Source organism: Brevibacterium sp. CBA3109, assembly GCF_040256645.1.
Lineage (GTDB): Bacteria > Actinomycetota > Actinomycetes > Actinomycetales > Brevibacteriaceae > Brevibacterium > Brevibacterium koreense.
Window position 1 is genome coordinate 368,393 of the sequence record NZ_CP158281.1, and the last position, 19,961, is coordinate 388,353.

General features: G+C 62.0%; 12 protein-coding genes. 5 read left to right on the plus strand and 7 right to left on the minus strand.

Annotated elements, in window-relative coordinates; translation table 11 throughout:
• Nucleotides 1–6: 6 nt before the first annotated feature.
• The gene (locus AAFP32_RS01690; protein ID WP_350270358.1) at nucleotides 7–1,602 is read right to left on the minus strand and encodes an acyl-CoA carboxylase subunit beta; all 1,596 of its coding nucleotides are present in this window, start codon (nucleotides 1,600–1,602) and stop codon (nucleotides 7–9) included.
• Nucleotides 1,603–1,657: 55 nt separating this feature from the next.
• Nucleotides 1,658–3,502: an acyclic terpene utilization AtuA family protein gene (locus AAFP32_RS01695; RefSeq protein WP_350270359.1), complete on the minus strand. Its 1,845-nt coding sequence runs from the start codon at nucleotides 3,500–3,502 to the stop codon at nucleotides 1,658–1,660.
• 293 nt (nucleotides 3,503–3,795) lie between these two features.
• On the opposite strand from AAFP32_RS01695, the gene AAFP32_RS01700 reads away from it, so the two are divergent.
• Nucleotides 3,796–4,944, plus strand: coding sequence for an acyl-CoA dehydrogenase family protein (locus AAFP32_RS01700; RefSeq protein WP_350270360.1), 1,149 nt, complete (start codon nucleotides 3,796–3,798; stop codon nucleotides 4,942–4,944).
• 33 nt (nucleotides 4,945–4,977) lie between these two features.
• Nucleotides 4,978–6,660: an AMP-binding protein gene (locus AAFP32_RS01705; RefSeq protein WP_350270361.1), complete on the plus strand. Its 1,683-nt coding sequence runs from the start codon at nucleotides 4,978–4,980 to the stop codon at nucleotides 6,658–6,660.
• Nucleotides 6,661–6,745: 85 nt separating this feature from the next.
• On the opposite strand, the gene AAFP32_RS01710 is transcribed toward AAFP32_RS01705, so the two are convergent.
• From AAFP32_RS01710 to wecC, 4 genes are all read right to left on the minus strand, one after another.
• Nucleotides 6,746–8,323 carry a hypothetical protein gene (locus tag AAFP32_RS01710; protein WP_350270362.1) on the minus strand — a complete coding sequence of 526 codons (1,578 nt, stop codon included), beginning with the start codon at nucleotides 8,321–8,323 and terminating at the stop codon, nucleotides 6,746–6,748.
• 153 nt (nucleotides 8,324–8,476) lie between these two features.
• Nucleotides 8,477–10,459, minus strand: a complete 1,983-nt coding sequence (locus AAFP32_RS01715; RefSeq protein ID WP_350270363.1) for an acetoacetate--CoA ligase — start codon at nucleotides 10,457–10,459, stop codon at nucleotides 8,477–8,479.
• A 250-nt stretch (nucleotides 10,460–10,709) separates the two neighbouring features.
• Entirely contained in the window at nucleotides 10,710–11,612 is a 903-nt protein-coding gene (gene galU, locus AAFP32_RS01720) for a UTP--glucose-1-phosphate uridylyltransferase GalU (RefSeq protein WP_350270364.1), read from the minus strand.
• Between the two features lie 85 nt (nucleotides 11,613–11,697).
• On the minus strand, nucleotides 11,698–12,957 hold the full coding sequence (gene wecC, locus AAFP32_RS01725) for a UDP-N-acetyl-D-mannosamine dehydrogenase (RefSeq protein ID WP_350270365.1): 1,260 nt from the start codon (nucleotides 12,955–12,957) through the stop codon (nucleotides 11,698–11,700).
• A 302-nt stretch (nucleotides 12,958–13,259) separates the two neighbouring features.
• Between wecC and wecB the strand changes: the two genes are divergently transcribed.
• From wecB to AAFP32_RS01740, 3 genes are all read left to right on the plus strand, one after another.
• Entirely contained in the window at nucleotides 13,260–14,426 is a 1,167-nt protein-coding gene (gene wecB, locus AAFP32_RS01730) for a non-hydrolyzing UDP-N-acetylglucosamine 2-epimerase (RefSeq protein WP_350270366.1), read from the plus strand.
• A gap of 155 nt (nucleotides 14,427–14,581) precedes the next feature.
• Complete coding sequence (locus tag AAFP32_RS01735; RefSeq protein ID WP_350270367.1) at nucleotides 14,582–16,822, plus strand: glycosyltransferase family protein; 2,241 nt, start codon at nucleotides 14,582–14,584, stop codon at nucleotides 16,820–16,822.
• A complete protein-coding gene (locus AAFP32_RS01740) occupies nucleotides 16,822–18,054 on the plus strand; it encodes a glycosyltransferase (protein ID WP_350270368.1) in 1,233 nt (410 codons plus the stop codon). Before AAFP32_RS01735 ends, AAFP32_RS01740 begins: the two co-directional genes overlap by 1 nt.
• On the opposite strand, the gene AAFP32_RS01745 is transcribed toward AAFP32_RS01740, so the two are convergent.
• Nucleotides 18,042–19,934 (minus strand): glycosyltransferase family protein, encoded by a 1,893-nt coding sequence (locus tag AAFP32_RS01745; protein WP_350270369.1) that lies wholly within the window; start codon nucleotides 19,932–19,934, stop codon nucleotides 18,042–18,044. The two genes, AAFP32_RS01740 and AAFP32_RS01745, sit on opposite strands and share 13 nt — an antisense overlap.
• Between the last annotated feature and the right edge of the window lie 27 nt (nucleotides 19,935–19,961).

Genomic DNA, 19,961 nt, shown 5'->3' on the forward strand with positions numbered 1-19,961 from the left:
GGGCACTCACATCCTGAAGATTCCGTAGGACCGATCGGACTCGATCGGGGCGTTGGCGATGGCAGACAACGAGAGACCGAGGACGGTGCGGCTGTCGCGGGGGTCGATGATCCCATCGTCGTAGACGAGGCCGGAGAGGAAGAGCGGCAAGGATTCGTCATCGATCTGCTTCTCGGTCGCGGCCCTGCGGACCTCGAGGGTCTCTGCGTCGATGGGCTTGCCCCGTGCCTGCGCGGAGGCCTTGGCCACCGAGGTCACGACATCGGCCAACTGTGCTCCGCCCATGACCGCGGACTTCGCCGAGGGCCAGGTGAAGAGGAACCGGGGATCGAAGGCCCGCCCGCACATGCCGTAGTGCCCGGCCCCGTAGGAGGAGCCGATGAGCAGGGAGATGTGGGGCACGGTCGAGGTGGAGACCGCGTTGACCATCATCGAGCCGTGCTTGATGATGCCGCCTTCCTCATAGCTGCGCCCGACCATATAGCCGGTGGTGTTGTGGAGGAAGATCAGGGGTGTGCCCTGGCGGTTGGCGATCTGGATGAACTGGGTCGTCTTCTGCGCCTCCTCGCTGAAGATGACTCCCTTCGCGTTCGCGATGATCCCGACCGGGTACCCGTGGATCCGGCCCCAGCCGGTGACCATGCCGGCCCCGTAGAGCGGTTTGAATTCATCGAAGTCGGAGCCGTCGACGATGCGGGCGATGACATCACGCGGATCGAAGGGGATCTTGAGGTCTTCCGGCACGATGCCCAGCAGCTCCTCTTGGCTGTGCACCGGAGCCACCGCCGGTCCCGGTGTAGGACCCTGTTTGCGGTGGTTGAGGCGGGCGACGACGCGACGGCCGATGCGCAGCGCATCCGGTTCGTCGACGGCGAAGTGATCGGCCAGCCCGCTGGTGCGGGCATGCATCGAGGCCCCACCCAAGGACTCATCGTCACTGATCTCACCCGTGGCGGCCTTGACCAGTGGGGGACCTCCGAGGAAGACCTTCGACTGGCCATCGATCATGATGACGTGATCGCTCATGCCCGGCAGGTAGGCGCCACCGGCCGTCGAATTGCCGAAGACGAGGGAGATCGTGGGAATGCCGGCCTTGGACAGTTCGGCCAGGCGGCGGAAGGAATCACCGCCGGGAATGAACACCTCGCTCTGGGTGGGCAGGTTCGCTCCGCCCGACTCGACGAGTGAGATGAAGGGCAGCTCGTTCTTCAGCGCGATGTCCATGATGCGCAGCTGCTTCTTCAGCGTGAAGGGGTTCGAGGTGCCGCCAGCGATCGTGGGGTCATTGGCCAGAACGACGCATTCGACGCCGGAGACCGTGCCGATTCCGCCGATGACGCTGGCTCCGACGGGGAAGTCCGACCCCCAGGCGGCGAAGGGGCAGAGTTCGAGGAAGGGGGTGTCACGGTCGAGGAGCAGCTCGATGCGCTCCCGGGCGGTGAGCTTGCCGCGGTCGCGGTGCCGGGCGACGGCGCGCTCGCCCCCCGCAGCAGCGAGTTGGGCGAAGACCTCGTCGGTGTCGGCCAGTTTGGCCTCCATCGCCGCTGTGGCCCGCTGATACTCTTCGGAGTTCTTATCGAGAGTGGTGGACAGGACTGTCATGGGATTCGCTCCGGTTCGGTCGTAGCTCAGGTGGTCAAAGTTCTGCTTCGTCTGTTCAGCTCTCGCCTGCTGCGGCATCCGACCCGGACGACGCCGAGGCGGGCGTGTGCTCGGCGGTGAAGAAGTCATCCAAGTTGACGGATCCTGCGATGTCGGCGTCGACGGTGATGCTGCGACTGCGCAGCCACTCCGCCACACCCTTCGCCTGCGGGTCGAATCGGGCCCCGTAGGCCACGCCTTCTCCTAGTGCCCCGTGCACGACGAAGTTGACGGCGCGGAGGTTGGGCAGCTCCACCCGGTCGAGGGCGGCGTCGGCGAATTCGGGCAGTAGACGCCGCAGTGCATCGTGGGTCAGTTCGGATCGCAGCCACTGCCAGGCGGCTTCGGTGCGCGCCCACAATCCGATGTTGGCCGTTCCGCCCTTGTCACCGCTGCGGCCGCCGAAGAGCCGGCCCAGCGGAAGGGTGACGTCCGTGGTGCCTGACCGGTGGGCGGGAGCCGGGGTTTGGGAACCTGCCGGGGCCGATGTCCGGCCATTAGCCGGAGCTGGACTGTGCGCATCCAGCGACGTCGGTTCGAGCCCGCGGAATTCGGTTGGTGCGGGAATCGTCAGTGATGTCTCATCGTCATGGTGGGTTCGATGGATGGGCTCGGACTGAGACACCTTTCCGGGGCGGAACCGGCCGTAGACCGAGGCTTCGCCGGGTGGTGCTGCCACGAAGAATCCGGGAACGGTGCCGAGGGCGAATTCGACGAGCAGGTTCGCGAACTGTCGGCCGACCGTCTTCGGGTCCCGATCACGTGCGACGAGGCTCAGGCGTGCGCTCGCCTCTTCCTGGACGTTCGCGTCGGCACGGTCGGTGCGCGCGAGGGTCCACTCCATGTTGTGGGGACGGGGGAGACCGGAGAGCTCAAGGGCGTGGGCGAACTGTGCCTGGACGAGGTCTGCTTTGGCCTCGGCATCGAGCCCGGTGAGGTAGGCGGTGATCTCCTGGCGGAAGCCTCCGATCTCAGTGATGGAGACCTTGAGCTCCGGTGGTGGGGCTTCACCGCGCACACCGTCCAGGCGCACGCGGTCGTCGCCGAGGTCGGTCACGGTGATCGTATCCAGGCGCACGGTGGCATCGGGTCCGGCATAGCGGGCTCCGCTGACTTCGTAGAGCAGTTGGGAGACGACGGTCTCTGCAGTCACGGCGCCACTGGTGCCGGCCGGTTTGGTGATGACGCAGCTGCCGTCGGCTTCGATCTCTGCGATCGGGAACCCGGGCCGGCGCAAGTCCGGGATCTCGGTGAAGAAGGAGAAGTTGCCGCCGGTGGCCTGCATCCCGCATTCGATGACATGTCCGGCTGCCATGGCTGCGGCCAGCTGGTCGTAGTCCTCGCGGGCCCAGTTGTGGAACCAAGCGGCGGGTCCGGTCACCAGAGCGGCATCGGTGACGCGACCGGTGACGACGATGCGTGCCCCGGCCCGCAGTGCTTCGGTGATTCCGAATCCGCCGAGGTAGGCGTTGGCTGCCAGCGGTGTGCCCAGTCCCAGTGTGTTCGCGCGGTCGGTGAGGTCATCGCCGTCGATATGGGCCACAGGGATCTCGAGGCCGGCCTCGTGTGCGGCGGTGCGGATGGCTTCGGCCAGGCCGGCAGGATTCATGCCCCCGGCGTTGACGACGACCCGTGCCTGTGAGCCTGCGATCGTGTGCAGCTGCTCGGTGAGCTGGGACAGGAACGTGCTGGCATAGCCCCGCTCCGGGTCCTTCGCTTTCTGCCGTGCGAGGATCAGCATGGTGAGCTCGGCGAGGTAGTCACCGGTGATGACATCGACTCCGGCTTCGACCATTTCTGCGAAGGCGGAGAACCTATCGCCGAAGAAGCCCGAAGCATTTCCGATTCTGAGCGTCGTCATGATGTCACCTCCCGTGTGGTGCGGGGGAGAGTGAAGAGCTCATGAGCGGTGGAGGCGTCCATGTCAGCGATCCTTCCTGTCGCGAAGTCCGGGCGAGAGCCCGTCGAATTCATGCTGGCACACTTTTCGGCCACAATCAATCACGCTTGATTGTTTTGGTTTTTGTCGATAATGTGTTGTCCGTCACCGTCGGATCGGCGGCACTGAGTCTGTCGACGTTGCCGATCCTTCGCCGGCAGACCGCCGCCTGGCGGTCCTCAGGCCGCCTGGGGAGAATGATCGAAAGGATCCCGATGACAGAATCAGACACTGAACTTCAGCAGTTCCGCGCGAGCGTACGTGCCTTCTGCGACAAGGAGATCGTCCCGCGGATGGAGGAGTGGGAAGCCGCCGGCACCTTCGACGCGCATGAGCTGTTCTCCAAGCTGGCGGCGCAGGGTTTCCTCGGTCTCAGCCATGATGTCGCCGATGGCGGCGAGAGTGCCCCGATGGAGTACCAGCGGGTTTTCGCCGAGGAACTGGCCCGGGGCAACACTGCGGGAATCTCGATGGCCATCAATGTGCAGATGCACATGGCCACCCCTTCGCTTGCCGAGTTCGGATCCCAGGAGCTCAAGGACAAATACCTCCGACCGGCTCTCGAGGGCCGTCAGGTGGCCGCGATCGCCGTCACCGAACCGGGTGCCGGCTCAGATGTCGCGACCTTGTCCACTCGGGCCCGGCGTGAGGGAGATGACTGGGTGATCTCGGGATCGAAGGTCTACATCACCAATGGCACGCAGGCCGACTGGTTCTGCATGCTCGTGCGCACCTCGGATGAGGGCGGTTACAGGGGCATGTCGCAGATCATCGTGCCGGCCAACACCCCGGGATTTGAAGTTGCACGGAAGCTGGACAAACTCGGCAACCGCGCCTCCGACACGGTGGAGCTGCGACTCGATGAGGTACGTGTGCCTGTCTCGAACACCATCGGAGAGATCGGTCGTGGGTTCCAGCAGCAGATGGGCCAGTTCGTGTTGGAGAGGCTCTCCGTGTGCTTCACCGCGGTCGGGGCCTGCGAATGGGCTCTGGCCAAGACACAGGAGTACATAAAGACCAGAGAAGTCTTCGGCGCACCACTGGCAACACGGCAGTACCCGGTGTTCCGCCTGACCGAACTCTCCGCCCAGTTGGAGTTGCTGCGCGCGCTCAACGCACAGATGTGCCAGAAGTTCGAGGCGGGGGAGAACATCACCCGTGAGGCGACGATCGGAAAGCTCACCGCCGGTCGGCTCATGCGCGAGGTCGCCGATGCCGCGCTCCAATACCACGGCGGAATGGGATACATGGAGGAGAACTGGACCAGCCGGTTCTACCGCGACGTTCGACTGTCTTCGATCGGCGGCGGCGCCGATGAGGTCATGTTGCAGGTTCTTTCCCGAATTGATGGTTACACCGTTTGAACCCCACCGTTCGACCCCAATGAAGAGGACGAAATGAAATCCGATACGACCAGAATCGATGACTACGATCTCAACTTGGCCCGGCGCAACACCGTCGGTGATGCGCTGACTCGCGCGGCGGAGAAGTCCCCGCGGAAGACCGCGGTCATCGACGGTGATCGCCGCGTCACCTATGCACAGCTCGAACACGACGCCGAGGCGATCGCCCGGGGGTTGCTTGAGCTGCCGGATGCGCCCGAGCAGGGTGAGCCCGTTGCTGTCATCGTCGCCAACAGCTACGAGTTTCTGCCGATCTACTTTGCCATTGCGAAGGCGGGTCGAGTGGTTCTGCCGATCAACTACGGTCTCACTGCCGACGACATTGCTTGGATCCTCGATGATGCGGGCGCCAGCCTGGTCTTCGTCGATGATGCGATGCTCCCGCTCGTCGACGCCGCAGTGAAGCTCGGCACGACGATCAGGACCGCCGTCGTCCGCTCCTCAGGGACCGCCACGATCGGATCCGCAGAGACCGATGGAACGAGCACTCAGGCAGATGCGTCTTCCGCCTACCAGCGTCGGGACCTGTCGGAGCTGCTCGCGACCCCGGTTGATGAGGAGTTGAGAATACTCATCGGCAGCGACGACGTCGTCCAGTGCATGTACACCTCGGGTACGACCGGTCGGCCCAAGGGCGCGTTGGTGACACATTCCTCGGTGGTCACCGGGGTGATGTCGAATTCGATGCTGCTCGGCGAAGGCTGGGCGCAGAAGCCGGGCATCACGGTCGTCTGTCTGCCGTTGTTCCACGTCACCGGTTTGAACACACTGGCCAAACCCGTGCTGTTCATGGGCGGGACGCTCGTCATCCACCATGGCTTCGACCCCGGCGCTGTCCTCGATGCGATCGAGCGGGAGCACGCCACATCGTTCGTCGGGCTCCCTATGATGTGGGCGGCACTGGTGGCGGAGAATTCGCGGCAGCCGCGTGACCTCTCCTCGGTCGACACCGCGATGTATGCGATGGCGCAGATGCCTGAGCGAGTCCTCGCCGGCATGGACGAGATGATGCCTCATGCCAGGAAGGTCCTGGGCTCCGGCCAGACTGAAGTGGTCCCTGCCACGACGTTCCAGCGGTCCGAGCATCGCCATGGGAAGAACGCGTCCTGGGGAGTCTCCTCACCGACAGTGCGGACCCGGATCATGGATCCCGGGGGCAACTTGCTGCCTGTGGGAGAGGTCGGAGAGATCGTTTACCGCGGACCACATGTCACTGCCGGGTATTGGAACCGTCCCGATGCCAATGAAGAGGCGTTCCGGCATGGGTGGTTCCACAGCGGCGACATCGGGTACATGGATGAGGAAGGCGTCATCTGGTTCACCGACCGAGTCAAGGACATCATCAAGACCGGCGGTGAGAACGTGTCATCGATGAAGGTCGAGCGGATCCTCTCCGATGCACCGGGAGTCATCGAATGCAGCGTCATCGGCACGGAGCATGCTCGCTGGGGCGAAGCGGTCACCGCCGTCGTCCTCAGCGACAAGGTACCGTCCGCCGACGAGGCGGACCCTGAGGTTCGCCAGAAGGCGGCCGAGGAGGTCGAAGCCGGGATTCTCGCCTATGTGCGGGAGCGTCTCAGCGGCTTCGAAGCACCCAAGCGCGTGGAGTTCATCGATGCCCTGCCGAAGACCTCGACAGGCAAGATCAGGAAGAACTTGCTGCGCGACCTGTTCTGAGCAGGTCTGACAGTCAGCTACAGCCTGGCAGTCCCACAAGGCGGGCACCCGGTGGAAACCGAGTGCCCGCCTTGTTCACTGCCACTCACCCCTGAGACAGTACAAAGACCGTCACCGAGCTCCCAGCAAGGTCGATGCGCAGCTTGCCATCATCCGCCCCGCCACTCGAAGCCGCCGACGACCTCGCTCCATCCGACCCGCTCGCACTATCGATGTCCTTCCCTCTGAAGGGCACATCAGCCGGCAGCGGATTAGCCGGCACCACCTGCGTAGCGCTCTTGACATCGTTCGACACCCCATGAACCTGCGAGGCTGAATCGACAGAGAAACCTGAAGGTATCGACAGCGTCACAGGATTGCCACCCACCGTCGCTGCGTCGTTCGCGTTGATCACCGTCGTCACCAGGGTGCGACCGTCGTTCTTGACCACCGTGTAGGCGCTCATATTCCCACCGCCCTTGACCGCCGTCCGAGTGAACTTCCCGCCGAGGCTGGGCACGAGCAGCCGCAGTCCGAGCATGTTCGGCCGCACCTGGAACGCCTTCGACCGGTCCCCGTGGTCGGCCGGATCGCAGATGAGCGACATCGGCGCTCCTCCGTTGCAGGCTCCGAGCATTGAGTGCATGGCCATGCGGTCGACGCCGATGGTGGCCGCGTACAGTGTAAAGTCGGCCGCCCACAGCGCCGAGGCATTCGTCAGTGAGGTGTCGTTCGTGCCCGGGCAGCTCGTCGGCCCCGTCTCCTCCAACCACAGCGGCAGCCCGGCCGCATCGGCCTTGTCCTTGCCGATGCCGAGGTTCTTCTTCGCCGACTGTTTCGCCAGCGGATCGATGAGGTTCGCCGCCTGCGGGCCCCGGCCCGGCACGTGAGTCGAGTCGCATTCGTAGAGCTGGTACCAGTGCTGCGAGATCGCGGTCTTGTGCTTCACATCAGAGCCTGCGAACGCATCCATCCATGCCCCGTCGTAGACATCGGGACCGATGATCGGAGCCTCGGGGCGCTTGGCATGGATGGCTTTGGCATACGCCTCGAGCTGTCCCACGTATTTGTCCTTGTTCCAGCCTTTGCCGCGTACGGCGCCGCTGGGCACATCGTCGACGGTGTAGCCGTTCGGCTCGTTGCCGATGGCAAGACCGACCAGGGAATCGCCGAGGATGTCGACCGCGTGCGCGGCCATGTCCGCTCCACGTTCCGGGTCGTAGGTTCCCAGGGGAATGCCGATGGTGACCGAGGAACCGGTGGCCTCGACGAGCTTTTTCAGCCTCCCCAGGTCCTCGGGGGTGACGGTGACTTTCTCGTCGTGCTTCGGCTTCTCTCCCTTCGACGTCCAGAACGTCCTCCGGTCGAGAGCATTGCCGCCGAACCGCAGCGCCGGCGATCCGAGCGACTTCAGCTGCTCGTCGAGATTGGATTGCGCGGGATCGAGCCGGGGGTCGGCCAGGCCAGTAGCTTCGAAGGAGACGCCGATATTGTCGGCAGCGAACCCGGGGCCGGTCTGCTCTGCCGTCGCAGTGACCGTGGCGGTCTCACCGCTGACAGAGCCCGCGAATGACTGCTCGAATTCGGTCGGAGAAGGACTCGGCTCCGGAGTCTGATCCGCAGAGGATGATGAGCCCTGCGAATCGGACCACGAACACCCCGACAGCACGAGGGCGAGCGCCACAACACCGCCCTGAATACTCCTTCTGAGGTTCACTTCAATAACTCTGCCCTGTCCCCGCAGAATCAACAACTTCCACGGGCGAGACATTGCAGGGGTGGAGATCACGCCACCAGAAGAGAGGAGTCGCTGTGAAGTCGCGTTCGAGGCTGTCCCTCAGTCTTCTCTGCCCTTCGCGAACCGCGCGAAGTACTCCAGCGCCTCGAACGAATCCACGGCGTCCGGGTTCGCGACCTTCTCCAGTGGGTGGCCTTGGACGAGGCGTTTGACGGGCACCTCGAGCTTCTTGCCCGTGCGGGTGTGGGGGATGGCAGGAACGGCGATGATGTCATCGGGAACATGCCGCGGCGAGGCTTTCGTCCGCAGTTCGCCTACGATCCGAGACCGAAGCGAATCATCGAGCGCAGCCCCTGAAGCCAGGACGACGAACAGCGGCATCCAATATCCGCCGTCGGGCTGCTCGGCACCGATGACCAGGGATTCGGCCACCTCGGGGATGCCGTCGACGACGTCGTAGATGTCGGCGCTGCCCAGGCGCACGCCCTGCCGGTTGAGGGTGGCGTCCGAGCGGCCGGAGATGATGACGCTGCCGTGGTCGGTGATGGTGATCCAGTCGCCGTGGCACCAGACTCCGGGGAACATCGAGAAGTACGTATCGTGGTAGCGCTCACCGTCGGGATCGTTCCAGAACTTCACCGGCATCGACGGCATCGGTGCGGTGATGACCATCTCGCCGACCTCGCCAACCAAAGGTTGACCAGAGTCGTCCCAGGATTCCAACGCCACACCGAGGATGGGCCGTGAGAGTTCCCCGGCCCAGATCGGACAGTTCGGGGCGGATCCGGCGAAGCCGCTGACGACGTCGGTGCCGCCGCTCGTCGAGGCCAACTGCACGCGTTCGCCGACGGCATCGCGCACCCACGGGAAGCAGTGGGCGGGCACCGGGGCGCCGGTGGCACCGATCGTCCGCAGCGCGGAGAGGTCGAACTCCGTGCCGGGTTCGATCCCGGCCTTCATCCCGGCTAGGAAGATCCCGGGACTGACCCCGAGCACATTGGCCTTCGTGTCCGCGGCGATCTCCCACAGCCGGCCCGGCCCCGGATAGAGGGGGCTGCCGTCGAAGCACACCGTGGTCGCACCGCCCACCAGCGCCGAGGCGACGAGGTTCCACATCATCCAGTTCGTATTCGTGTACCAGAAAAACCGGTCACCGGGGCGAATGTCGAGGTGGAGACCCAGCAGGCGCAGATGATCGATGACGACCCCGCCGTGGCTGTGCACGATCCCCTTGGGAATCCCCGTCGTGCCCGAGGAGTACAGCACCCACAGCGGGGTATCGAAATCGACGCGCGCGAACTCGGGTTCAACATCCCCGGAGGCGATATCGTCCCAGGTGACAAGGTTCGTGATCTGACCGTGTTCATCGGTGAATTCCTCGCCGAGGTTGCCCACCCCAACCACGGCTCGCAGGCTCGGCATCCGGTTGGCCAATTCCGCGACCTGGTCGCGGCGGTCGAAAGCCTGACCGTTCCACAGGTAGCCATCGGCGGCGAAGAGCACTGTCGGTTCGAGTTGGCCGAGTTTCGTCGCCGCACCTTCGGCCGCGTAGTCCTGGGCGCAGGCGGACCAGATGGCGCCGATGGACGCGGAGGCGAGGAAGGCGATGAGCGTGTGGTGGGTGTTCGGCAGGTAGCCGACTACGCGGTCGCCCTGGCCGACTCCTTGCTCACGCAGCCATGCGGCGACGGAACCGACCTGGCGACGTAGTTCGCGCCAGGTGGTCTCAAGGTGCTCGCCGGATTCTTTGATGGTGATGATCGCCGGTTCGTCGGCGAGTGTGTCATCAAGACCGGCCCGCAAGGCGTGTTCGGCGTAGTTGAGCCGAGTGCCAGGGAACCAGGTGGCGCCGGGCATGGTCCGATCGGCGACGACTTCGGTGTAGGGCTCATCGGCGATGACGTCGAAGAAGTCCCAGACTGCGCCCCAGAATCCGTCGAGGTCGTCCACCGACCATTTCCACAGATCGTCATATCCGGCCAGGTTTTGGCCGGTGCGTTGGTTGGCGAAGTCGATGAACTCGGCAATCTGCGGTTGCGGGGTCTGGTCGGGGTCGGGAAGCCAGATCGGTTCAGCGGTCAATTCTTCTCCTCAGCACAGCGGTGGGCGGTAGCTATAGCGGTCTCCACTACCTGAAACGAGGTGTACTCGTTCTGCAGTGGAGCAGTTGAGTCCCACCTTACGCCGCCGACCCCGCGGCCATTGCAGGCTGTCTGGAACACAACTGCGCCGCTGAGAATTCTCAGCGGCGCAGTGGACAGGGAGGTGGGTTGAGGCTCAGCCCCACACGCCCCGGGTGTCGTGGACGATCTTCTGCGCGAGCAGAGCCTGATCAGTCCAGCGTCGGCACGAAGTCACGCAGCCACGCCTTGAGGTCATCGCCGAGGTCCTCCCGGTCGCAGGCAATCTGCATAACAGCTTTGAGGTAGTCGAGCTTGTCGCCCGTATCGTAGCGGGCACCCCTGAACACGACTCCGTAGACGCCATTCCCTTCCGCGTTTCCGGCGAGCTCTTGGAGGGCGTCGGTGAGCTGGATTTCATTGCCGCGTCCCGGCTTCGTGGTCTCGAGGACATCGAAGACCTCTGGCGCCAGCACGTAACGGCCGATGACTGCGAGATTCGAGGGAGCCTCCTCGGTGGCAGGCTTTTCCACCAGGTTATTGATCTTGACGACCTCGTCGTCCGAGGTGGTCTCGACTGCGGCGCAGCCGTAGAGGTGGATTGCTTCGCTGGGGACTTCCATAAGCGCGACGACACTGCCGCCGGTCTTCTCGGCAACCTCGATCATCTTCGGCAGGATGGGGTTACGTTCGTCGATGAGGTCATCGCCGAGGAGCACGGCGAACGGTTCGTTGCCGACGTGCTGGCGTCCCTTGAGTACGGCATGGCCGAGGCCCTTCGGGTCGCCTTGGCGCACGTAGTGGATGTCAGCGAGGTCTGTGGAATGCTGAACAGCGGCGAGCTTCTTGTCATCGCCCTTCTTCGCCAGCGCGTCTTCCAGGCCGTCCACACGGTCGAAATGGTCCTCGAGCGGCCGCTTGTTGCGCCCAGTGATCATAACGACGTCTCGAAGACCAGCTTCTGTCGCCTCTTCAACAACGTACTGGATTGCCGGCTTGTCGACGACGGGGAGCATCTCTTTGGGGGTGGCCTTCGTGGCGGGGAGGAACCGAGTTCCTAAGCCGGCGACGGGGATCACGGCTTTGCGCACTCTATTGTTTTGTTCGACATTCATAGACTGATGTTATCGAATACCGAATGTAGTCCTAAAACGGAATGAGGAGTCGGTGATGTAACTGAACTTTCCGCCTACTGGGTATTCAGCCCCACACCCCGCGCGTATCGTGAACGATCTTCTGCGTCAGCAGCGTTCGGTCGATGCGCGTGAACTCATTGTGGTCGACGAGCAGCAGCACGATATCGGCCGTGCGAATGGCTTCGTTCACCTCAGTGAGAGCGACGTTGTCGCGCTCTTCGAGTTCCGCGGGCAGGCTGTCGATGTTGGGCTCCACTGCCATGATGTTGGCTTCCGGGAGTGCATCAGCAAGCTGTCCGACGATCTGCCGGGCTGGGCTCTCCCGCAGGTCATCGATGTTCGGCTTGAACGCCAGGCCCAGCGCTGCGATCTGCACGTCCTGAATGCGACGGGCCTGGGGGAGGAGCTTGTCGAGCACATATCCGGGCTTCGAGTCGTTGACCTCACGCGCGGTGCGGATCAGTGACGACTGCTCGGGCGCGGTGGAGACGATGAACCACGGGTCAACGGCGATGCAGTGGCCTCCGACGCCAGGGCCAGGCTGCAGGATATTGACTCGAGGGTGGTGGTTCGCGAGCTTGATGAGCTCCCACACGTTGATGTCGAGACCGTCGGAAATCACCGACAGTTCGTTGGCGAAGGCGATGTTGACGTCGCGGTAGGCGTTCTCGGTCAGCTTCGCCATTTCCGCAGTGCGAGCGTCGGTCATGAGGAACTCGCCCTCACAGAACAGTTCGTACAGGTCACGGGCACGCTCGCCAGCATTGCCGTTGAGGGTGCCGACGATGCGATCGTTCGTCCGCAGCTCGATCATGATCCGGCCGGGCAGAACGCGCTCAGGGCAGTGTGCGAAGTAGACGGTCTGTGCGCTGCCGGGTTTGAGGGTGAGGTCCGGGCGAGCATTGATGATCGTCTCGGCCAGGAACTCCGTTGCTCCTGGAGGCGAAGTCGATTCGAGGATGATGAGCTCATTGCCTTCGAGCAGGGGAGCGATCTGCTTGCCCGCAGTCTCGATGTAGGACAGATCAGGTTCGTGCCCGTCCTTGAACGGCGTCGGCACCGCGACGATGTAGTTGTCCGCGTGCGGGGTCTCGGTCGTGGCCCGCAGATAACCCTGAGAGACGACACCGGCCACCGTCGTCGCCATGTCCGGCTCGACGAAAGGAACCTGACCGGCGTTGATCGTGGCCACGGCATCGGCGTTGATATCGACCCCGACGACCTCTGCGCCCGAACTGGCCAGAACAGCTGCTGTCGGAAGACCGATATAACCGAGGCCGATGACGGCGACCGAAGGGCGTTGAGAGGTGGCGGTGGGCGGCATGTGTGCGATGCTCCAAACTGAAGATGAACGACTTCTGATGTTACCCGAGGCTGAGTCGGAACATCTTCACCACAGTGACTCATGAAATGACCCCTGGCGTGACTTTGTCAACAACTTTGGGTGAACGAGCTGCAAAAGTTTGCAATTGCCGACAATTGCAACCGGGCTGTCATGATGTGATTGACCCAGTCGGTATGTCCAAGTGCCACAGAACGGCATACCATTACCCAAATCGGAATTGATGCGAGAACCCTGCCTCGCCGAGGCGGCTCCCCGAGGTTCTCCCGACCAGGAGTTCGTTCGTGACCCCAACTGTCCTCACCGTTTTCGGCACCAGACCGGAAGCCATCAAGGTGGCCCCTGTTATCCGGGCGATCGAAGTCAGCGACACATTGCATTCGCGCACTGCGGTCACGGCTCAGCACCGCGAGATGCTCGACCAGGTGAACGAGCTGTTCGGCATCACTCCAGACATCGATCTCAATCTCATGGCTCAGGGTCAGACTCTCAATGGGGTCGCATCCAAGGTCATCGGCGGCCTCGACGCGGTCCTGGCGGAAGAGTTACCGGCTGCGGTTCTCGTTCAAGGCGATACGACTACGGTCATGGCTGCGTCGATCGCCGCCTTCAACCGCGGCATTCCGGTCATCCATCTCGAGGCTGGACTGCGCTCGGGCAACCTGCTCAGTCCCTTCCCCGAGGAGGCCAACAGGAAACTGACCAGTCAGATCTCCGCACTCCACCTGGCTCCGACTCCCCGATCCCGTGACAATCTGGTGGCCGAAGGCATCATTCCTGCCGACGTCGTCACCACTGGCAATACGGTCATCGACGCCCTCCACCTGGCCGTCGACATGCAAGTGGCCCCGGCCGACCCCATGGTGGCCGACTATGTCGCTACCGGCCGGCCGAAGCTGCTTGTGACAACACACCGCAGGGAGAATCTCGGCTCGGCGATGGAGAACATCGGAGACGCGTTGGCCGAGCTGGCCGCTGCTCGCCCGGAGATGCTCATCTTGCTCCCTGCCCACCGTAACCCTCTTGTACGCGAGGCAGTGCTGCCCAGGGTCGAGAAGTTCGACAATGTGCTTATTACGGAGCCACTGTCCTATGGCGAGTTCACTACCGTCATGGCCGCCTCGGACGTGGTCCTTACCGATTCCGGCGGAATCCAGGAAGAGGCACCGAGCCTCGGCAAACCCGTGCTCGTGATGCGTGAGAATACCGAGCGCCCTGAAGCCGTCACGGCCGGATCGGTCAGACTCGTCGGAACTGACAGGATTGCAATCGTCTCCGAAGTGTCGCGGCTCTTCGACGACTCGTTTGCCTACGGTTCGATGGCTCGCGCCGTCAACCCCTATGGCGATGGCCGAGCCGCAGAGCGGTCAGTTGCCGCAATCGCGGAGCTACTCGGCGTCGGCGCTAGGATTGATGACTTTGCCTCTGAGCCGGACAACGGCGAAGTGTGAGCTGCCGGCAGATTGCCTCGCGGGGGAGGAAACGGCTGAAATCGGCGCTCCGCTAAGCGAGCACAGCTCAGAAATACTTACCTGTTAGCCGAACGACGCTTCGCCTTCATCGGACGTTTTCAAACAGTTAAAAGACGGCGAAGATGATGTAAAGCATGTCCTTTTCCAAGATGCAGCGTGCAAGCCGCGCGAATATTGCGGCGGCAGCGATTGCGATCATCCTGATAGTCGGCGGCCTGCTTGCAACGGTGTTCTTCAGCGAACCCCTGTACCTATTCAATGCGTTAGGACTCGGCGCTGTTGTCATTGTCCTGCTGATTGCATCCGAACGGGTCGCCATCAACATTCGGAATGCTGTTGCACAGAGTGAACTGAATACGCGGAATCTGGCACGCGAGTGCTCAGCGGCGCTTGCACACTTGGACATTCGGGGGCGCCGGATGGAGCGCGTTCTCAACGATACGGCCGGATCTGCGGGGAGAAGTTCTCCGATCATTCGCCGAATCGACGCTTCTGTCAACGGACTCAGATCCGACTTCAATAGCACTGCGCGTGCGCTGACGGGCGGGGCTGATCCCGTCACAATTGCCGCACTCAACCCAGGAGAGTTGGAAGCCCACGCGACGGGGAGTGCGCCTATTTCTTTCCCTAATGCCCCGGAATCCGATCGACTCCCAACATTTCCTGCAATAACAGTATTGATGATCGCGGATGAGTTCACTCTCAAAGCATTTGCTCACGAGTGGAATGTCGTTACCGCGACACCCGACGACTGGATGCAAGTCATTCATGCCGAACGACCTCAATTCGTGTTTGTCGAAAGCGCATGGGAAGGCAACGGCGGAAGCTGGAAGTACCACCTCGTTGGATCCTCGGCGCCACGACAAGCTGTCCGAGACCTGACGGGATACTGCCGCGAACAGGGAATCCATACTCTCTTCTGGAATAAGGAGGATCCCCCACATTTCGAAGACTTCCTGGACACCGCTTCACTGTTTGACTTTGTATTCACGACGGATGGAGACAAGATCCCGGAGTATGTCTCACGCCTGGGCCACGACCGGGTGCATCTGCTCCCATTCGCCGCCCAGCCGGCGATTCACAATCCGAAACGTGTGCGTGGTGTTGACAGAGATCGCTCGATCGTATTCGGAGGTATGTATTTCCGGGAGAAGTATGCAGAACGTCGGCAGCAGCTTGACGTCCTGCTTCCCGCGGCCGAGAAGTTGGGGTTGGATATCTACTCTCGCAACTCAGGAGACGAGGAACGATACAGATTCCCTGAGCGGTTTGCGGCATCTGTCAGACCTGGCATTCCGTACCAGCAAATGATTTCGGCTTACCATGGTTACAAAGTCGTCATCAACGTCAATTCAGTTGTGAACTCTAGTTCGATGTGCGCCAGGCGTGTATTCGAAGCAACCGCGTGCGGAGCAGCAGTAGTTACGACACCTACAGCCGCGATCGACAGATTCTTTGACGACGATTTGCTGACGCTGATCGAAGACGAATCGACGGCTTATGACCGGATGCGGGCACTTATCCGCTCCGACGAACTTCGAGAGCGCCGAGTGCACCGCGCACAGCGACGCATCTGGGAGAACGACACGTATACGCATCGGGCCCGTCAGGTGATGGAACTCCTTAACCTGGATGCCGCAGAAGTATCGATGCGTTGTTCAATCGTCGTGTGCACCAACCGTCCCCATAACTTGCTTCTGATCATCGGAAACTTCTTACGTCAGAATCGGGCCGAGCAAATCGGATCGATTGAGCTGGTCGTTGTCACACACGGCTTCAGTGTGAAAGAAGAGTTGCTCGAATCTGTCCTCGATGAAGTTTCTGAACGTCAGGACTTCGGTCGGGAACCGGGGCCCATAGTCGTGATCGAGGCCGATCAGCAAGCTAGTCTGGGCGAGTTGCTCAACACCGGGTTCGACGAAGCCTCTGGCGAATTCGCATTCCGAATGGACGATGACGATTATTACGGAGCGAACTATGTTCGCGATCAACTCAACGCAATTCTGTACAGTGGCGCCGACTTGGTGGGAAAGGCCGAAACCTACATGTACTTCGAGGAAGAAGACGCGACCTTCCTTACATTTCCTGGGAAAGCGCATCGGGAGACTGACTTCGTTCGGGGTGCAACGTTTGCAGGACGTCGGAAGACTTTCACCGAAACCAGGTTTCAAGAGAAACACACGGGCGAAGACTCCGACTTCATCACCAGGCTGAGGAAGTCTGGAGGGACGATCTACAGTTCGGACCGATTCAACTATGTCGTCAACCGCCACGCGGACAAAACCCGTCACACCTGGGCAGCTGCGGACGCACATCTGATGGGAACTGGCGAGATGAAGTTCATGGGCAGCGACCCCCAGCAGATTGAGGTGTGATGGAAAGCAAGAAGAGAGTCTGCATCGTCGGAGTCACCAGGTTCTCGCTGCTGCTGCCCGGTGCTGCACAATGGAACCTGTCGGCTCAAACGGAGACACTTGAGTCGTATCGGGAGCGACTCTACGATCCGGAGCGTTTGGACGCTCGGTTGAAGATTTTCACGCAGTTGTCCTTGCCGCAGCTGGCCAAAGGTTCACGAGGAACGGATTACCGCCATATTGTGCAGCACTCAAGCAGTCTGCCATCGCCCTACCAAATGCGACTGCGCGAACTGTCACAGCAGTACGACTTTCTGGAAATCGTGTGTAGCGATGAGAAGCACGTCCACGATCAGTCAGTCTCGGCCGCATTCCGTGAGATCGTCCCGGAACAGGACCGGAAGTATACGAGCTTCGCTTGGTTCCGGCTAGACGATGACGACATCGTCTCTGATCGATATTTCGACAGAATCGTGCCGTACGTGGAGTCCGAGTCGCCGGGCCGTGTGGTCAGTTTGGGGCTGGGATACTCAATGATCTATTCGAACGGACAGCTGTGGGACTTGAGGCGGGACTACAGGCCTAAGAACTCCATCGGGCAGCTGTATATCTGCGCCTTCGACGAATCGAGCGATCGGCTCATCGAGCCGCCCAGGGGTGACCATTCGATTATTGACCAATTTGCTCCTACCTTGCTTGATTCCCGGCAGCCTTCGTTCATTACAGTCGTCCATCCGATGCAGGACGGCCGCGCCCACTTGGAGCCGGACCAAGCGTTGGCAGCGGTGGAGAAGGAGCAAGGCAATAAGCCAATTGTCGCTGTGGAAGGTCTCGAGGCCGAGTTTTCCCAGGTTCGTGAGTCGGACATCGTCGCGGATTTTCCGTTGGCACCGGTAATGAAGGAACAAAGCTTGTCTGTAGAACCGATCCGAGAGAGCGTAGGCGGTAACGGTGATCTGGTTGTTGAAGCACAGGTGACGGCCGCGGAAGTCCAGACAGAAGGCAGGGTCATCTTGGGGACACGATTCGCTCCAGGAACCCGACCACCCGCAACTGGGCGTTGGGTGGAAGTAGATCGCGACACGCTTGCCGTCGGTTTTGTGGTTTACGCACCAAAGATGAAGTTTCGTGCCCATCTCCTCGGCGTCCCTGCTGCCAGCGAGCTTGTGGAGATGTCCGTTTGGGTCTCTAGGAGCTTCGAGGGCAGCGTCGATTTGGACGGTCTTCAAGTCGGGACGCGTCAGAAACAGTAGTGGTCGGGAGCATAGCCAAATGCGTGGACATCGCCGTTGGCCAACAGGTGGCTGTCGTCGACGCTCCACGTGTGGGCATGGTCGCCGCGGACCTGGACGAAGTTGAACCTGTCCGCTGAGTAGATCCGGGCTCCGGAGGAGATGAGTCTCTGCTGGAGCTCCGTGTCTTCGCCGAGGGTGCGTTCCGCGAACGGATTGTCGAGGAGCGTTGACCGATGCGTCGTCAGAGTCGGCCCCATGACGAGGTCGGTGAACCGGTGCTCGCGTTCGGGGAAGCGGCAGATGACGATGTCCCGGCCCCGTATATGCAGGTAGTGTGCTTGTTTGCCGACGAGGTCGGCATTCGAGTAGCGCAGTGCTGCAAGTTGGTCGCCCAGGTAGTGCGCTCCGTAGACATCGTCGTCGTCCATCTTCGCAATCACTTGGCCGGAAGCAGCTTCGACGCCGCGATTGAGGCAGACTCCCAACGGCTGCGCAGAATCGACCTCGACGATCTGGAGATGCTCGACACCTGCTTCTGCCGCACGCGATCGCAGATCGGCAGGTGCTGTGAACCCGTGGGTGACCAATACGAGTTCCTTGTCCGCGTGCAGCTGCGCGGCATGGGTCTGCAGAACCTCGCCGAGGTGGTCGGGCCGATTCGTCGACACCACCGCTGAGATGGACGTGGGGTATGGCCGCACATAATCCAGTCCGAGCGAATCCATCACTGTCATTGCCCGGTGCGTGTAGGTGTGCTCGGCCCAAATGCGCCGTTGGGCCAGGTGAACGGTGCGGTCTCTCAGTTCAGGGCTGCGCACATAGGCGCGCAGAGTCCATTCTGCTTCCTCCCGAGTGTCGGGCTGGGGAACCTCGTCCGTGGGGAAGAACTCTCGAGTCGCCGCACTCGGAGTTGTGACGACCGGGGTGCCCGCGGCACTGATCTCGAAGATCCTGCGGGCGCACATACTCGGAGAGTCGGTGACGGAGTTGACGTTGAGGAAGACCTTGAAATGTTTGTAGGCGGTGAGCAGATTGCGGTACGGGAGCGACCCGACCACCCGCCCGGCCAGGTTGCCTGGGAACTGATAGCGCTCATCATTGCCGAGGAAGCGGGAGAAGATCTCGAGTCCGTACTGCATCTTCGGCGATACGGCGTCAGCGGCTCCGAGCAGCAGGTCCATCTGCGCCCTGCGCTCCGGATACTTGTGGGCGAAGTACATGCCGGCGAAGGCGATGTCCCTAGCCGCGGCATTCCGCGCAGGACGCGAAGGATTGTGGACCGCAGGCTGTGCTGCGAAGGGCAGGGCTGTGACTCTGTCATGGCCCAGTCTGGAGCGATATTCGGGGACCAACCTGACATCGCTGGTGAAGACGACGTCGCACATCCGTGCCAGGGGCAGGAAATCCTCGAAGTGCGGGGGATCCTCTTTGTTCCAGAAGACGGTCGGAATGCCCCGGCGACGGCACTCGCCGAGCAGTTCGGTGATCTCTGGACTCGGACCCGACGGGCTCGTGAGCTTGAACTTCCACTGACCGTCGTTGCCGCTCCAGGCAGACTCGACGAAGACGAAGTCGAGATCGTCGAGTTCGGTCGGCCACTGCGTCGGCGACAGCGGTCGGAGCGACCACTCATAGCCGAAGCTCTCGGTCGAGAACTCGTCGAGGACGACGCCCACGGACAGCTGATCGAAGACCGGAGGACGATGCTGCACCGGCAGGGGAGGGAACAGGTCTGCGAGGACCTCCGCCGACAGGCTTCCCGTGGCGACTTCGGCGGAGGCTTCTGCGGCTCCTTGGGCCAACGACCGGCGACGTCGCCACTTCGCGACTTGGCTGATTCCGCCGTTGCGCAGATGCCACACAGCGGTTCTCAGTGTGCGAAATGGTGTTCGGGGCACGGATCGAGTCCTCTCAGAAGTGGACAG

What these genes read in the sequence shown, in the direction of transcription:
- AAFP32_RS01690 (WP_350270358.1), bottom strand. Translation starts at nt 1,602, where the DNA reads ATGACAGTCCTGTCCACCACTCTCGATAAGAACTCCGAAGAGTATCAG.
- AAFP32_RS01695 (WP_350270359.1), bottom strand. Translation starts at nt 3,502, where the DNA reads ATGACGACGCTCAGAATCGGAAATGCTTCGGGCTTCTTCGGCGATAGG.
- AAFP32_RS01700 (WP_350270360.1), top strand. Translation starts at nt 3,796, where the DNA reads ATGACAGAATCAGACACTGAACTTCAGCAGTTCCGCGCGAGCGTACGT.
- AAFP32_RS01705 (WP_350270361.1), top strand. Translation starts at nt 4,978, where the DNA reads ATGAAATCCGATACGACCAGAATCGATGACTACGATCTCAACTTGGCC.
- galU (WP_350270364.1), bottom strand. Translation starts at nt 11,612, where the DNA reads ATGAATGTCGAACAAAACAATAGAGTGCGCAAAGCCGTGATCCCCGTC.
- wecC (WP_350270365.1), bottom strand. Translation starts at nt 12,957, where the DNA reads ATGCCGCCCACCGCCACCTCTCAACGCCCTTCGGTCGCCGTCATCGGC.
- AAFP32_RS01735 (WP_350270367.1), top strand. Translation starts at nt 14,582, where the DNA reads ATGTCCTTTTCCAAGATGCAGCGTGCAAGCCGCGCGAATATTGCGGCG.
- AAFP32_RS01740 (WP_350270368.1), top strand. Translation starts at nt 16,822, where the DNA reads ATGGAAAGCAAGAAGAGAGTCTGCATCGTCGGAGTCACCAGGTTCTCG.